Raw genomic sequence first — 15161 nt, forward strand, 5'->3', positions numbered from 1 at the left:
TCAACGCGGCATTGGGATCATCTGTGGTTGCGGACCCGTTAGAATGGCCATTGCGTCCGAGCTCATGAGATCGGAAAGTGCCCGATCCGAACTGCGCAACCCCCCGGTGTAAGTTCCGTAGGCAGGCAGGATCAGCCGGTTTCTGTCCAGCAGAAAGGCGGGCCGGGAAATGTGCCTTCCTTTTGTCCGAATCTGTGCTTTCGGATGAAAATGGCCTGAAATTTCACCTTGCGGCCGATCCTGGGCGATGTGACGAAAGACAAGAGGGCCGCACTGCCATTCGACCAGATGAGAGCCCCCCATCTCGATCGGGCCGGGATCGTGATTCCCTTCGATCCAGATCCATTGGCGCCCGGCCTGCAAAGTCGCAATCCTCAACCCTTCTGCGTCGGGCAAGGTTTGGGCCGCTTCGAGATCGTCAAAGCTGTCACCCAGGCAGATGACGGTTTCGGCGTTGGTGTGTTCCAGATCGCGCGCCAGCCGGTCAAGCGTTTCGCGACTGTCATAAGGCGGAAGCGTAGCCCCGCCCCGTCGGGCCATACGTTCTGATTTTCCCAGATGCAGGTCCGAAACACAAAGCAGTCGCCGCGCCGGCCACCATAATGCGCCAGACGGCAACGCAGCGAGTTGCTGGTCTGCAAAGGAAAATTCACACACGTTCATGATACGTTCTTGACCTGATTCCACATCTTGCGCAAGGGGTTCAAAGCTGGTCCAATCCGGCGGTTCCCAGCAGGCGGGCGCTTTCTTCGGCAAGCAGCCTTTCTTCGGCGGCTCCTTTGACAGGTACCTTTCCGACCTCAAGAAACAGCGGCGCGGCCAGTGGGGAAACGCGGTCCAGACGCAGCAGGTCGATGCGGTCGCCGATGCGCGCCAGCATTGCCTCGATCCGACCGAAGTCAACCAACCCGCGCATGGCTTCTTCGCGGGTGATCTGCATCAACAGATGATCGGGATCATATTTCAGCAAAGTGTCATAGAGAATATCTGACGAAAACGTGGCTTGCCGCCCGGTTTTACGTTGCCCGGCCAAGTTGCGTTCGATCAGACCGGCAATCGTGGCCGAAGCGCGAAAGGTACGCTTCATGACTGCGTTGCCTGCCAGCCATGTGTCCAGCCCGTCACGCAGCGCTTCGGGTTGAAACAAAGGGCGTGGGTCAGTGACCGCATCCAAACCCCAAATCAGCGTGGCATAGTCTGTGGCGACAAACCCCAGCGGCGCCAAACCGGTTTCCTCCATCCGTTTGGTCAGCAGCAGCCCCAGTGTTTGTTGCGCGTTGCGGCCGGCGAATCCGTATACGCACAGATGCTCTCGCCCGTCGCTTGGAAAGCTTTCGATCAGCAGACGATCCCGTTGAGGCAGGCGGGACATTTGGCGCTGCAAGTCCAGCCAATCAGCCGTATGGGAAGGCAGGTGCGGCCAGTCAGTTTGGGCGAACATGCGCAGAATGCGGTCGCTGAGTTGCGTTGAGGTCGCAAATTTCGTGCCCGAGAAGGTCGCGATCTTTGGTTTGCGATCGGCGCGACGGCTGACTTCGACCACCATTTCACGCAGACCTTCATACCGCACAATCTGTCCGCCGATCAGGAAGGTATCGCCGGGGGTCAGCGAAGCAGCAAAGGCTTCCTCGACTTCGCCCAACGGTTTACCGCCACGGCTGCGTCTAAGGCGAACTTTGAGTGTATCCGTGTCCTGAATCGTGCCCAAATTCATGCGAATGCGCGACGCTGCGCGGGGATCGCGCAATTGCCATTGCCCGTCGGCGCGCTGCTGTAACCTTTGCCAGCGATCATAGGCGCGCAAGGCGTAGCCACCGGTGGCGCAGAAATCCAGACAGGAGTCAAATTCGGATCGGGTCAACTGTGCGTAAGGTCCCGCGGATGTCATCTCGGCATATAGATCATCAGCGTCAAAGGGCCCGGCACAGGCCGCAATCAGAATGTGCTGGCACAACACATCGCGGGGGCCGGAGCCTCGGGGTTCTCCGTCCAGGTCATGGGCTTTGGCGGCCTCGAGCGCAGCGACGCATTCGACAACCTCAAAGCGGTTGGCAGGAACCAGCAGCGCCTTGGAAGGCGCGTCGTAGCGGTGGTTGGCCCGACCAATCCTTTGCACCAGCCGCTTGACGTTCTTGGGCGCACCGATCTGAATCACCAAATCGACATCGCCCCAATCAATGCCCAGATCGAGGCTGCCGGTGCAGACGATGGCGCGCAATTCGCCACGCACCATCGCGGCCTCGACCCGCTCGCGTTGCTGCCGGTCAAGGCTGCCATGATGGATGCCGATGGGCAGGCCGTCGTCATTCGCCAGCCACAGATTGTGAAAGTAGATTTCGGCCTGCGCGCGGGTGTTGTGAAAGATCAGCGTGGTCTTGTGCCGCCGGATCTGGTCCAGCACAGCCGGAATCGAATAGGCCGCGCCTCCGCCGGACCAGGGCGGCGTTTCCGTTGTTTCCAGCATCTGGATGTCCGGGTCCGGGCCGGGATCGGCCTGCACGATCCGGCAGGCGTCCGGGTGGCGCGCCAGAAAGCCGGCAATTGCCGCAGGGTCTTCGACTGTGGCTGACAGGCCTACACGACGCAGACCCGGGTTGAGGCGCTGAAGACGTGCCAGGGCCAGCATCAGCTGATCGCCGCGCTTGCTTTCCGCCAGCGCGTGGACTTCGTCGACGATGATCCGCTGTACCCCATCGAACATGTGCGGCGCATCTTTGTACGAGGTCAGCAGTGCCAGACTTTCCGGTGTGGTCAGCAGGATATGGGGTGGATCGGCCCTTTGGCGTTTCTTCTGCGTGGCCGAGGTGTCACCGGTGCGATCCTCGATCCGGATGGGCAGGCCGATCTCATCCACCGGGGTGCGCAGGTTGCGTTTGATATCTGCCGCCAGCGCCTTGAGCGGCGAGACATAGAGTGTATGCAACCCGTTGTGGTCCCCGTCGGCCAGTTCGGACAGGGAAGGCAGAAATCCGGCCATGGTCTTGCCGCCACCGGTTGGGGCGATCAGCAGGGTTGCCGGTTCCTTCGCCCGGTCGAACATTTCTTTCTGATGTGGGTGGATGGACCAGCCTTTGGAGGAGAACCACGTACCAATCCGAGCGGGAATCTGCGTCATGGTTGCAGATTACCCGCCCGGAGGAGGGATTGGCACGGCGTTATTTGACGATTTTCTCGTCTTTTACGAACATGTTGGCCCAGGCACGGTCAATCAGGTCCGGACTCATCTGATAAGGGATGCCTTCGAACTCGCAGATCGAGATCATCTGATCGATCAGGAAGATCGGTTGGTAGTTGGCATAAATATTGTTGATGGTCGGGTACTTGACCTTCAACAGGTGCACCAATGCCGCCTCATCCAGCGGCATACCTCGTTTGCGGGCCACCATGGCAAAGATTTTCAGGAAGTTCTCCTGATTGGGGCCGTCAATCTTGATCTTGAAGAAGATCCGGCGCAAGGCCGCTTGGTCGAAGATCTCATTGGGGTGGAAGTTGGTCGAGAAGATGACCAGCGTGTCAAACGGAACTTCGAACTTTTCGCCCGATTGCAGGCCGAGGATATCCTTGTTTTCTTCAAGCGGGACAATCCAACGGTTGACCAGCGCCTGCGGCGGTTCGGCCTGACGGCCAAGGTCATCAACGATGAAAATGCCACCGGTGGATTTCAGCTGCAAGGGGGCCTGATAGGTTCGGGCGGTCGGATTGTAGACCAGATCCAACATACTGAGCGAGAGCTCACCACCGGTTACGACGGTGGGGCGTTCACATTGAACATAGCGAGAATCGAACCGCTTGCGACGACGCAGGCTGTTGGGGTCGTCCGGCTCCTGTTCGATCGCCGTGTGCACGATCGGGTCATAGACCGTGATCACCTGACCCGCGTATTCGATAGCGTAGGGCACATAGACGTTATCACCCAACGCATCCCGGATCCCGTTCGAGATTGAGGATTTACCGTTGCCCGGAGGACCGTACATCAGAATCGATCGGCCCGCACTGACCGCCGGGCCCAGATGGTCCAGCAGGCTGTCGGGCAGAACCAGATGACCCATTGCGCCAACCAGTTGCTCTCGCGTGACCTGAATATTTCGGATCGACTGGCGTTTGACCTGCTCGCGATAGACATCCAACGGCACCGGCATTGCGCCGAAATATTCGGATTGGCTCAGCGCATCCAGCGCACGGGCCTTGCCTGCATCGGTCAGCTGATATCCCATCTCATTGCCGCTATTGGCGTTCAGTGTCCCGGTCGCTTCAAGCAGTTTCTGATCGCGCGCGATATCGACCAGTTCCTGTGTTACCGAACCAGGCAGACAGATGGCTTCGGCGACTTCTGATACCGTGCTCGCGTTTTTGCGAAAAATCGTCTTCAGCAGAATGTCCCGCATCATTACAAGCGGAAGCTTCATTTCGCCCAGACCTTTGGGGGCAGGGGGGGCCATAACAGAGGAATTCTGCATATTCATGCGCGGTGCTCGTCCATCAAAATGTCACGCCAAGAACCCGAAAACGGGCGTCTTGAAGAAAATGAACCAGCTTTGTGGCGGGACAAAGGCAGCGGCAAGGCGCGCTGATGATAGTTTACGATCCGAGAACAGTGCCCAGAATCAGGTACATCGCCAATGATCCGCCCAAGGCGAAACCCATCGGAAACTGTTTGCCCCGGCTCCAGCTTTCCCAATGCGGCGCGATCGTGCGCAGCCTTGTGATCTTGGCCAAACGATGAGTGACCACGGAAGCCAGAATACAGGCGGTCAGGATCATAAGCATAATTCGCAGATCGCCCAGCCAGACAAACGCCGATGCGGCGGCCAGAAACTTGGCATCGCCAGCGCCCATGGTGCCCGCGGCGTTCAGGAAGATACCAATGACCAAAACCACGACGATATGCAGCAGTTGCCAGAAATAGACCGGCATAGACACGGTGATCGGCCCCAGGTTGCCGCCGACACTGCCTGTAGACCAGGGCGGGATGGCGATCAGTCCTATCACGATGTAAACCAGCGTCAGCGCAAGGACTGCATGGTTCTTGATCCGCATCTCACGCATATCCGTGAAGGCCACGTAAAAGCAGATCGGCAGCACAAACGGCAGAAACCAGGCCGCTGCCACTGCGGGTATTTGCATGTGTCAGGCCCCTTCAAGCGCCCGAAGCGAGCGGACCGCCTCGTCGAAATGCTGCGGGTGGGTTGAAATGGCTTCGCGGAACAGGTTCTTGGCGGTGGTTATATCGCCCTGTTTGACTGCAGAAATACCCATCGTGTTGAGCAGACGCGCCCGCTCGACCTGAGTCATCGGGACGACTGGCAGGCTATAGTTGCCTTGCGCCGATCGGGCCAAAACCAGGTTGTTCTTGGCAGTAAACAGCGAGTTGTCCTGACGGATCGCTTCCGAGAACAACCGCTCCGCTTCGGCATATTCGCCGCGGGTCAGTTTGGAATATCCCCAGTTGTTCATCACACTGCCAGGACGTGTCGTCAGCCCGACAGCGGTTTCATAGAAATGATCCGCGCGTTTCCACTCTTTCCGGGAATCCGCAACGACTGCCTCGAGGCGATACCGTTTGAAGGTTTCAAAGGTGGGGGGAACCGAATCCAGAACCGTTTTGGCCTGCGACCAGTCGCCGTTTCGGACCAATGCGTCCGCGTATTCAACCTTGTCCGCGGCGTTCGTGCCCTTCATCGTTGTGACGCGCTTCCATGCGGTCACGGCCTCGGTCGTGCGTTTGGCACGGCCCAAAGAAATTGCCAGTCCGCGCTGAAGATCGATCCGGTCCGGGTTCTTGAGCGCTGCGCCGTGGAAATAGGTCACCGCTTCGTTTGGATCTGCGGCGCTCAGAAGCACATCGCTCAGGTTTGTTTCGTCAATAACGTTCACTTCCTGAAACGTTCGTTCAACCTTTTCCTCTTCGGTTTCCTTTGCACAGGCCGAAAGGATCAGACCACTGATAACAACACTCGGAATCAAGAATTGCTGGCGCATTTTTTGCGTCCTTTACTGCTCTCGCCTCAATTACTGGATCTTGCGTAGCGTGAATTGCCCGTCGCCAAGCTGCTCCAGTGTGTATTCTTGTTGTTCTTGTGGGGTATTATTAACAGGATTTTCCATTTTTGCGAGTGCTAAGCGCAGATTGTCCCGGATTGCGTCACTTTCGCCATTGTCCAGCGCATAGGCACGCTGAAACACTTGCGCGGCCTCGGGGTATTCCTGTTTTTCCATCAGCAGGACACCCAGATTGTTCCAGGCCACCGGCCAGTCCGTGTCGTCTTCGACGGCTCTGCGCAGAAGTTTTTCGGCCTGTCCCAAGCGGCGTAGCCCCACATTTGCGGTACCCAGAGACGTCAGGACCTGGGGCGTCATACCCTGTTCCAGCGCGGCCCGGGTAAAGGTTTGAAGCGCCAGTTCGTATTCTCCGGCGGCCATCAATCTGTTTCCGACCTCGATGCTGTCCTCGGCCTGACCTTTGGTGTCAACTCCCGGTGCATCCAAACCGTTGGGTGACAGGCCTTCTGTACAAGAAGCCACCATGGCAAAAACCATGGTGGCCCGGAACATTAGGCGAAACCCGGAAGGGAAGCACCTGAATTCAGCTTTCATATGGCTCTATCCGACCTAGCGTCCAAAACTCGAAATAACATTTGCCGACGGGCCAACCAGAATAATCAGCAGCGGTGGAACCGTCAGCATCATTGTGACAAGAGTCATCTTGGTCGGCAACTTGTTCGCGGCCTCCTCGGCGCGCATCACGCGTTTGTCGCGCATCTCACCGGCGTAAACCCGCAACGCCTCGGCGATTGATGTACCAAATGTTGCCGATTGGATCATGACGGTGACAAAAGAGTTCACGTCCTGAACGCCACAGCGCACGCCGAAGTCGCGCAGGACGGTATCCTTGTCCTTGCCGGCCTTCATTTCATACGCGACGGTTTCGAATTCCTGCGCGATATCCGGATAAGACGCGCTCATTTCACTGGCCACGCGAACGATGGCCTGATCCAGCGATTGACCGGCCTCGACGCAGACCAGCATCAGATCAAGCGTATCGGGAAAACCGGCGGTGATCGCTTCCTTCCGCTCTTCGACCCGTCGCGTGATCCAGTATTTGGGTGCGAAATAGCCGATCGCGCCGGGGACAAGCACCCGGATCATCATCTGTGTTCCGGTAAATTCCTGGCCGCCGGAAAAAACCGTGACCAGCAGAACACCAATGAAAATACCAAGGATCCCCAAGGAAAACTGCGCAAAGTGGAAGAACCGAACCGAATCCTTCGACCTGTAGCCCGCCTGGCGCAGCTTCAGCTCGACGGCCGAGTATTCTTCCTCGTTCTTGGGCTCGAGGAAAGTTGCAAACTTCTCAAGCTGTTCGTTTCGGCTCGAGTTTCGAAGCTGCTCTTTCTTCCCTTTTTTCTGCTTTGGAGGAGCCGCATTCGATCTTTGCAGTTTCTTCAGGGGGTCTTCCGGCTGCTTCATCATCAGTGTGACAGCGACCAGAACCATAAGCAGGCCAAGTACGCCGACAACGATAAGCGGTCCGAATTCACCCAGGTGCTGGGTCAACAGGTCATTGATGCTGGTCAGGATTTCCATGGTGCTGCCCTCAGACCTTGATGTTGGTGATGATTTTCATGACGATCAGGTTCAATGTCAGCAGGATCGCGACAACAAAACACGCGGGAATAAACCAGGGGTGATCCAACACGTCGTCGTAATAGCCTGGGTCCTTGACCAGAATAAAAATCAGACAGGCAACAGGGAACCCGGACAGGAACTTGCCGGACCATTGCGCCTCGGCCGTGATCGCCTTGACCCGACGGAACAGGCGAAAACGGGCGCGGATCACCTTTGCCAATCCGGCCAGAATTTCGGCCAGGTTGCCGCCAGATTGCTGCTGAATACCCACCGCTACGGCAAGAAAGCGCATATCCTGCATGTCCAGACGCTCAGCCATGTCCTTCAGCGCCTCGCCCACATCGCGACCATAGGCACATTCATCAGCGATAACGCCAAATTCGGTTCCCAGCGGATCCTGAACTTCGTTTGCAACCACCTGAATCGTTGACACAAATGGATTGCCAACACGCAGAGATCGTACCATCAGCTCAACCGCATCGGGCAGTTGTTCTTCGATCATTCCCATGCGTTTCTTGGCCTTGTGGTTTACCCAGGCGTAAACGCCGCCGATGCCGATCGCGATGGAAACAACGATACGAAGTGCCGTGTCCGTAGCGGTGCCAATGCTCAAACCGACAAAGGCCATGGCTGATACCAGACCCATGATCATGATCAATTGACGTGGAGAGAACGCGATTGCAGCCTTTTGCGCCTTGTCAGCAAGAAGTGAATACAGAGGAATGCTCTGCGATTTCATATGCTGCTGCATCTCTTTGCGCAGCTGCTCCAGCACCTGTTCGCGTCCGGCACCCTTTTCCAGCATATCCAGGCGCCGGTTGACGCGGCTGTTCAGGCTAATGGACTTGCCGAAGGCGACAAGATAGATGCCCTCGACCAAGGCAAGGACCCCCACAAAGATGGCGACATAAATGATCGCCTCCATAGGCAATTGCATACCCGGTTCTCCTACATTGTGGTTGGGTCGTAGATGGACGCTGGCAAGTCAAAGCCCCATAGACGGAACCGTTCCGAATAGTGGCTCCGGACGCCAGTGGCGGTGAAATGCCCGATGATCTTGTTGTCTGGTGTCAGGCCAACGCGTTGAAAACGAAAGATTTCCTGCATGGAAATCACGTCCCCTTCCATCCCGGTGATCTCGGTGATCGAGGTCATCCGGCGCGAACCGTCCTGTAGGCGGCTGGCCTGCACGATCAGGTTCACAGCCGAGGCGATCTGACTGCGGACCGCCTTGATCGGCATTTCGATCCCGGCCATCGCGATCATGTTTTCCAGACGTGAAATGCCGTCACGGGCCGAGTTGGCGTGAATCGTGGTCATTGATCCGTCGTGACCGGTGTTCATGGCCTGCAACATGTCGATGACCTCGGCGCCGCGTGTCTCACCCACGATGATACGGTCAGGACGCATACGCAGGGCGTTCTTCAGACAGTCGCGCGGGCTGACTTCACCTTTGCCTTCCACGTTGGGCGGGCGGCTTTCCATCCGACCCACATGCGTCTGTTGCAGTTGAAGTTCAGCCGTGTCCTCGATGGTCAGGATCCGCTCGGCATCGTCGATGAAGCTGGACAAGGCGTTGAGCGTGGTTGTTTTACCTGAACCCGTACCCCCGGAAACGATGATATTCAGTCGGGTGGACACGGCGGCCTGCAAATAGGCGGCCATTTCTTCGGTGAACGCACCGAAATTGACCAGGTCGTCAATACCCAGCTTGTCTTTCTTGAATTTACGAATGGAAACAAGCGATCCGTCCACCGCGATCGGAGGCACCATGGCATTGAAACGCGATCCATCGGCCAGACGGGCGTCAACATACGGGTTGGATTCATCGACGCGGCGGCCCACGGCGGACACGATCTTGTCGATGATCCGCATCAGGTGCTTTTCATCTTTAAAGGTAATGTCGCTGAGTTCCAGCTTGCCGGCACGTTCCACAAAAATCTGTTGTGGACCATTCACCAGAATATCGTTGACCGAATCGTCCTGAAGCAGCGCCTCGAGCGGGCCAAGGCCCGTCACCTCGTCATACAGTTCCTTGTTCAGTTGGGACCGGTCTTCGCGGTTCAGAACAATGTTTCGTGTTTCCAGAACTTCACTGGCGATAGCACTGATTTCAGCGCGCAACTCGGCTTCGCCGGCGTTTTCCAGCGCGGCCAGGTTCAGGTTCTCCAGCAGTTCGCGGTGCAGTTCGATCTTGATCTCACCCAACCGCTCCTTGCGTTTGCGGTCTTTGTCTGAACTTGTGACCTCACCAGCAATCTTTTTCACGGGTTTGCGTGCCACCGCAGTCGCGACAGGTGTCGCCTGTGCAGAAGACGCCGCTGTTTCAGCCGGTTGTGCCGGCGTTTTGACGGGCTGCGCTGCGGGTTGCTTTTTGTATCTTGAAAACACGGCTTATCCCCCCTTGGGATGATGTTTACGCAGCTTCTTCGGCACTGCTGCCGAGGCTGTGGAGCGACTTCGCCAGCTTTGCGATTTCGCGGCGCAAAGGGTTCTTGGCGGCCGCATTTGCCAGAGGCAGACCATGATCCCCACTTTGCATGACCGGTTTGCCACCATCAGGCAGCAGAAGGTCGATGGAGATTCCAAGGCTTTCCCCCATGCGTTTCACGCGGCTTTTCCCGTTCAGATCGGTAAATTTCGGCGCGCGGTTCAACGCAAAACGCAGCTTGTTGAATGGTAGCTCCTCTGCCTGCAATGCACGTTTCAGGCGCAGGGCATTCTGGGCGGACCGCATGTCCAGCTCGATCAGGGCGAAATACACATGGGCGGCCTGCAAAACTGTTTCCGACCACAGGACCAGCGTTTTTGGCATGTCGACAATGACATAGTCGAAATGCGCGCGCGCCATGTCGATCACGCGCTGAATGTCTTCCGGGGTGATCAAGTCCAGTGGCACCATGTCGGAGGGTGCGGTCAAAACCTGAAGCTTTTCTTCATATGTTTGAAGGGCTTGCGAGAATACTTCGCTGTCCATCGCATCGGTATCCGACAGCATTTCAAACACGGTCTCTCGTCGCGGCAGATCCAGATAGGTGGAAACAGTCCCGTATTGCAGGTCCAGATCGATCAGACACACAGTCGGTGCGTCTTTGTCCGAAGCACAGGCCAGTTCCCAAGCCAGGTTTACGGCCAGTGTCGTTGCGCCGACACCACCTGCCAGGCCCTGAACGACAAACAGTGCGCCTTCCTTGGACGCGCCGCCGGCTAAAGGAACGGCGGCTGCTTGCGCAACGGCAACCGGGTCGGGCTGCTTCATTCGCTCGATGGCTTCCTGCAATTCGCCTTCGGGAAGAGGATAGGGCACGAACTCGTCAGCACCCTTGCGCAGCAGTTGGTGCAGGGATGCCGGGGTAACATCCTCGGCGATCAGAACAACTTTTACTTTCTTTTCATTGGCTTGAGTGATTATCTCACCTAGCAGAGAAAGGTTGTCTTCGTCTTCTCCGTCGATCGCCAGTGCTACGAATTCCAGCGTTTCAGCTTCGGGTTGGCTGAAAAAGGCCAACGCTTCTGCAAATCCCAGATCTCCCCAGCGTTCGCCCAAGATGGCTTCCATGTCTTCGATCAGAAGGTCGAAATTCTGAACATCCCGACTGATGGTGCAGGCCAAGATTGCAGTATTGTCGTCTTGCGGCGTCGCGCTGGTCATAAACACTATCCTCGTCGTGAGGGCTCAGCATGTCATATGAACGAAATCCGCCAGATTGATGTGCTGTCGCCCCAATACGGTCAAATTTGGCCGCAGGTCACCCTATTGTTCACAATGTCGCTTTGAAGTTGGGCGAGAATTGGGCGCAAAAGAACCAATTGTAGGGAAATGGGCGACGATGTCGCCCATTTCAAACGTATTATCCACCGCTTCCGGCGGCACTAGTTGGCCGTATCTGTTGATGATACATTCTCAATCACGGTCTTCCACGTCGCACTTTCAACGTATTCGCGATAGATAATGTTCGCGTATTTACCGTCGAGCAGTTGCGGGTGACGGTCAACAAAGCCAGAAACTTCCGTTACCGTCCGGCGGTTGCGGCGATCCCGATTCGGTGTCGCGATCAACGGCTTCGTTTTCCCAAAGGATACAACGGCTTCAAGTCGTGAACGCGAGATGCCTTGCCGTTCAAGGAACGCAACGACGGCCTGCGCGCGGCGTAGCCCAAGGCTTTTGTTGTAGCTGGTCGACCCAACGGCATCTGTATGTCCGTAAACCCGGAACCTGGCTTCGGGGAACTGTTTGATCCAGTCAGCCTGCTGCAACAGTATGCTTTGCGCTGATGCGTCCAGTTGCGAACTGTTGAAGGCAAAGTTCACTTGGCTGGGCACATCCGCGGCAAATCTGCGACCGAGAATCTGAGCATAGGTCAACTCGCCGTTTTGAACCTGGATATTGTTCAATGTCGCGTTTCCAAAGGTTCCGGCATCGATCTCGTATCCGACCTCGCGCGTACATGCGGCAACGGCGACCGTAAGACCCAGTGTGATGATCCACTTCTGCATTGGTCCTATCCTCCTGATCAATCTAGGACGTAGCCGTACGAGCTGCCGAAGCTCTGTTTGGCAACCTCAGACGCTCCGCCGGCGCCCGCGCGCTGTGTGCGCGCCACCCGACCGTTCACGAACAGGTCGAATTCGCTGGGCGGTTTGACCCGATCGGTTGGAAGCGCAAGAGTTTCGCCTCGAGTCGGTGAAACTAGATGCGCCGTGATGATGATGACAAGTTCACTTTGTTCACGCTGGTAATCAGCGCTGCGGAACAAGGACCCCAGAACCGGCACATCTCCCAGCCACGGCACTTGGTTGACTTGGTCCACAAAGTTGTCCTGAAGCAGTCCGGCGATGGCAAAGCTTTCCCCGTCGCGCAGTTCTATTGTGGTCTTGGCTTCCCGCACGATAAAGCTGGGAACGGTGTCTCCATTGATCGTGAAGTTGGTGCTGGTGTCGATGCTCGAAACCGAGGTTCCCATTTCCAGATTGATCAGGTCGCCGTCCACAACCCGAGGAATGAAGTTCATATTCACACCGAAGGGTTTGTACTCGATTGCCACGACACCGTCGTCTTGCGGCACCGGAATCGGAACTTCACCACCAGCCAGAAACGTTGCTTCCTGACCGGACAGGGCTGAAAGGTTCGGTTCGGCAAGGTTGCGAACAAGGCCCTTCGACTCGAGGGCTTGCAGAAGTAAGTTGACTTGTGCCGATCCGACCCCGAAGCCAAACAACAAGACACCATTTTCCACTGTGACAGGGGGAACAAGGTTCTGCGGATTGAAACCACCGACAAAATCAGTGCCCGTAACTGAAAGCGTTGAAGAAAGCTCTTTAGCGACCGAGCGGTTCATCTCGGCAAAGCGAACTTTCAGCATGACCTGCTGGACGCCACCCACAGACATCAGGTTCGATACACGTTCGGGCGCGTACCGTTCAGCCAATTCAAGTGCGCGGGCCAGTTTGGCCGAGCTGGAGATCGTACCGGACAAAACAATGCCATCATTCGCTGTGCGAACCTCGATGGGTTCATTGGGCAGGATTTGACGCAGACGTTCCTTGAATTCCGTAACATCTGGTGCGACCCGGACGCGGACATTTGCCAAAAGATTGCCTGCGCCGTCAAACAGTGTCAGCGTGGTCAGGCCCGGGGCCTTGCCCAGAACATAGATCGTGCGCTCGGACAACGATGAGATGTCTGCAATGCCGGCATTGGCAATGCTGAGCTCTGCGAAAGGTTGTTCGCTTTCCACAACAATCGCGCGGTTCATCGGAACTTCCAGCGTTTCCACTGTGCCCTTTTTTACCACGCGAAGGGATTCAGCCCAGGCGGCATCGCCGACCGGGCCCATAAAAAGCGACAACCCCAGCAGGGTTGCGCTGATCCAGGAACGTATTGTCATGTGACCTGCCTCTCCGATCACGCCTCGTTTTTTGGGTCTTATGCCCTATGTGCAGAGAGACTGCGCGAAATCCGAATTTATTGCAATAATCAATGGTTTCTGGAATTTTCCTTATGTGGAGAATTGGCAACAACAACAAGAAAAGAGCCGCATCTGAGATGCGGCTCCGATCTTGTAACACTCTGAATTGGCGTCAATTTGTACAGGGGATAGGCACGTTGACAATCTCGCCACCGCGTCTGATGCGCGTCGTGCAGACCTGTTCAACCTCTTCCTTCGGTTCCGGAGCGGCTGCCGTTATTCCAAGCAGTTTGCGCTGATCCACCTCGATTGCCGACGCAACAGAGTCATCCTGCACCCCAACCAAAGCTAGGGAAAGACGCCCGGTGTTCTGGGCCTGCGCGAGTGCTGCGACCTGTTCCGGCGTGGCTGCGACCGTGACTGTGCGAGCAATCGTTGCGCTTGCGACGTCCGAACCAGCGGTCTGGTCGACCGCGATGAGTTGAACATTGGTTTCGATCAGCTTGGTGATGCCGCCGGTGTTGCCCTCGACGGTGCCGCTTGATCCGGTCCAGTAGATGTCGACATTGTCGCCGGGGCGCAGGAAGCCTGAAACACCAGAGGCCACGTCGACGCTGATTGCAAAGGCGCGCATACCTTTTTCAAGTCGAGATGTTAGGCCAGCCGATTCGCCTGGACGCGTGATCTTGACCTCCATAATCGCCTCGTCTTTTTCCATGGTTCTCAGAATATAACGCTCATTGGCGCCACTTTCGGGAAACAGGGCAGTGAGATCAGAGAACGTACCTTCGGGAATCGCGTTTTCCGGCCAGTCTACAGCGCGTACGTCTTCCTGCGTCAGGCGTTCACCGTATTTTAGAGGACGATTTGAAACGTAAACAGTTACCGTCGGAATGACATCGACTTTGGCATTGGCCAGCGCTTCTTCTGCCGCTTGTTTCTGCCGTGCCAGTTCGCTTTGATAAGCCGCAATATAGTTGCGCGCCATGTAAACGGCGCCCCCGGCCAGAGCAACGCCGACAATCAGGACAAGTCCGAAAACTGCTCGCATGCGTGTACCTCATTCTTTTGTTTGGTCGAATACTTAGCGGCCAAGGAACCACATTGAAACAGCCTATTTGCTAACTGCAAATTGTGTCGAAATGTGGGACAAAAATGCCTGATTGACAGATTTCTGCGCCTTCTTCCGCACAATTCCGCATGGTTATTGTTACCTCCCACGATTGCCAGCGGACCGAGCGCAACAAAACAAGGCTGCACCCAACGGGCGCAGCGCTTTGCTTCGAAACGGTTAAGCAAGACGTTTTTGGAAACCAGCCAGAGCGCGCATCAGCCGCGACTTAGTTTCCGCCGCCGGCAGTTCCCGCCATGATAATACCAGACGGCGCAGTATTCGAGCCGGTGCTGACGACGGCGCTATTCATGGCCCCGTTGATATTGCCGCCCATGCCGTCGACGCTTGAGCTTATTACAAGGTAGGTCGCGCCTGACAATCCTATGACCACTGCGGTCAACACCACCCAGTCAACTGTCACCGCTCCTGCTTCGTCAGATTTGAACTGATTAAGGAACCTTAACATGTGCTTATCTCCAAATACGTCGCGTCAGTGCCAACAACAGGCTGGC

The 15161-nt window shown here is 56.4% G+C and carries 14 protein-coding genes; all 14 read right to left on the bottom strand.

Annotated features, from left to right (window positions below):
• The gene (pdeM, locus tag I9184_RS14230; RefSeq protein ID WP_209834949.1) at positions 1-663 is read right to left on the bottom strand and encodes a ligase-associated DNA damage response endonuclease PdeM; all 663 of its coding nucleotides are present in this window, start codon (positions 661-663) and stop codon (positions 1-3) included.
• Positions 664-703: 40 nt separating this feature from the next.
• Positions 704-3115, bottom strand: coding sequence for a ligase-associated DNA damage response DEXH box helicase (locus tag I9184_RS14235; protein ID WP_209834950.1), 2412 nt, complete (start codon positions 3113-3115; stop codon positions 704-706).
• Between the two features lie 40 nt (positions 3116-3155).
• Positions 3156-4463, bottom strand: a complete 1308-nt coding sequence (locus tag I9184_RS14240) for an ATPase (RefSeq protein WP_171636847.1) — start codon at positions 4461-4463, stop codon at positions 3156-3158.
• Positions 4464-4578: 115 nt separating this feature from the next.
• Positions 4579-5124, bottom strand: coding sequence for a prepilin peptidase (locus I9184_RS14245; protein WP_171724435.1), 546 nt, complete (start codon positions 5122-5124; stop codon positions 4579-4581).
• A 3-nt stretch (positions 5125-5127) separates the two neighbouring features.
• Positions 5128-5979 (bottom strand): tetratricopeptide repeat protein, encoded by an 852-nt coding sequence (locus I9184_RS14250; protein WP_171636850.1) that lies wholly within the window; start codon positions 5977-5979, stop codon positions 5128-5130.
• 30 nt (positions 5980-6009) lie between these two features.
• Positions 6010-6537 carry a tetratricopeptide repeat protein gene (locus tag I9184_RS14255; RefSeq protein WP_171636958.1) on the bottom strand — a complete coding sequence of 176 codons (528 nt, stop codon included), beginning with the start codon at positions 6535-6537 and terminating at the stop codon, positions 6010-6012.
• Between the two features lie 72 nt (positions 6538-6609).
• A complete protein-coding gene (locus tag I9184_RS14260) occupies positions 6610-7584 on the bottom strand; it encodes a type II secretion system F family protein (protein ID WP_171636852.1) in 975 nt (324 codons plus the stop codon).
• A gap of 10 nt (positions 7585-7594) precedes the next feature.
• Positions 7595-8563 carry a type II secretion system F family protein gene (locus I9184_RS14265; RefSeq protein WP_117869719.1) on the bottom strand — a complete coding sequence of 323 codons (969 nt, stop codon included), beginning with the start codon at positions 8561-8563 and terminating at the stop codon, positions 7595-7597.
• An 11-nt stretch (positions 8564-8574) separates the two neighbouring features.
• Positions 8575-10017 (bottom strand): CpaF family protein, encoded by a 1443-nt coding sequence (locus tag I9184_RS14270; protein WP_171636855.1) that lies wholly within the window; start codon positions 10015-10017, stop codon positions 8575-8577.
• A 25-nt stretch (positions 10018-10042) separates the two neighbouring features.
• Positions 10043-11278, bottom strand: coding sequence for an AAA family ATPase (locus tag I9184_RS14275; RefSeq protein ID WP_152457246.1), 1236 nt, complete (start codon positions 11276-11278; stop codon positions 10043-10045).
• A gap of 221 nt (positions 11279-11499) precedes the next feature.
• Positions 11500-12123 (bottom strand): OmpA family protein, encoded by a 624-nt coding sequence (locus I9184_RS14280; RefSeq protein WP_209834952.1) that lies wholly within the window; start codon positions 12121-12123, stop codon positions 11500-11502.
• A 17-nt stretch (positions 12124-12140) separates the two neighbouring features.
• On the bottom strand, positions 12141-13514 hold the full coding sequence (locus I9184_RS14285; RefSeq protein ID WP_209834954.1) for a type II and III secretion system protein family protein: 1374 nt from the start codon (positions 13512-13514) through the stop codon (positions 12141-12143).
• A 193-nt stretch (positions 13515-13707) separates the two neighbouring features.
• Complete coding sequence (gene cpaB / locus I9184_RS14290; RefSeq protein ID WP_171636861.1) at positions 13708-14586, bottom strand: Flp pilus assembly protein CpaB; 879 nt, start codon at positions 14584-14586, stop codon at positions 13708-13710.
• A gap of 289 nt (positions 14587-14875) precedes the next feature.
• Entirely contained in the window at positions 14876-15115 is a 240-nt protein-coding gene (locus I9184_RS14295) for a hypothetical protein (RefSeq protein ID WP_209835031.1), read from the bottom strand.
• Positions 15116-15161: the final 46 nt, after the last annotated feature.

It is taken from the genome of Ruegeria sp. HKCCE3926, from assembly GCF_017872515.1.
Lineage (GTDB): Bacteria > Pseudomonadota > Alphaproteobacteria > Rhodobacterales > Rhodobacteraceae > Ruegeria.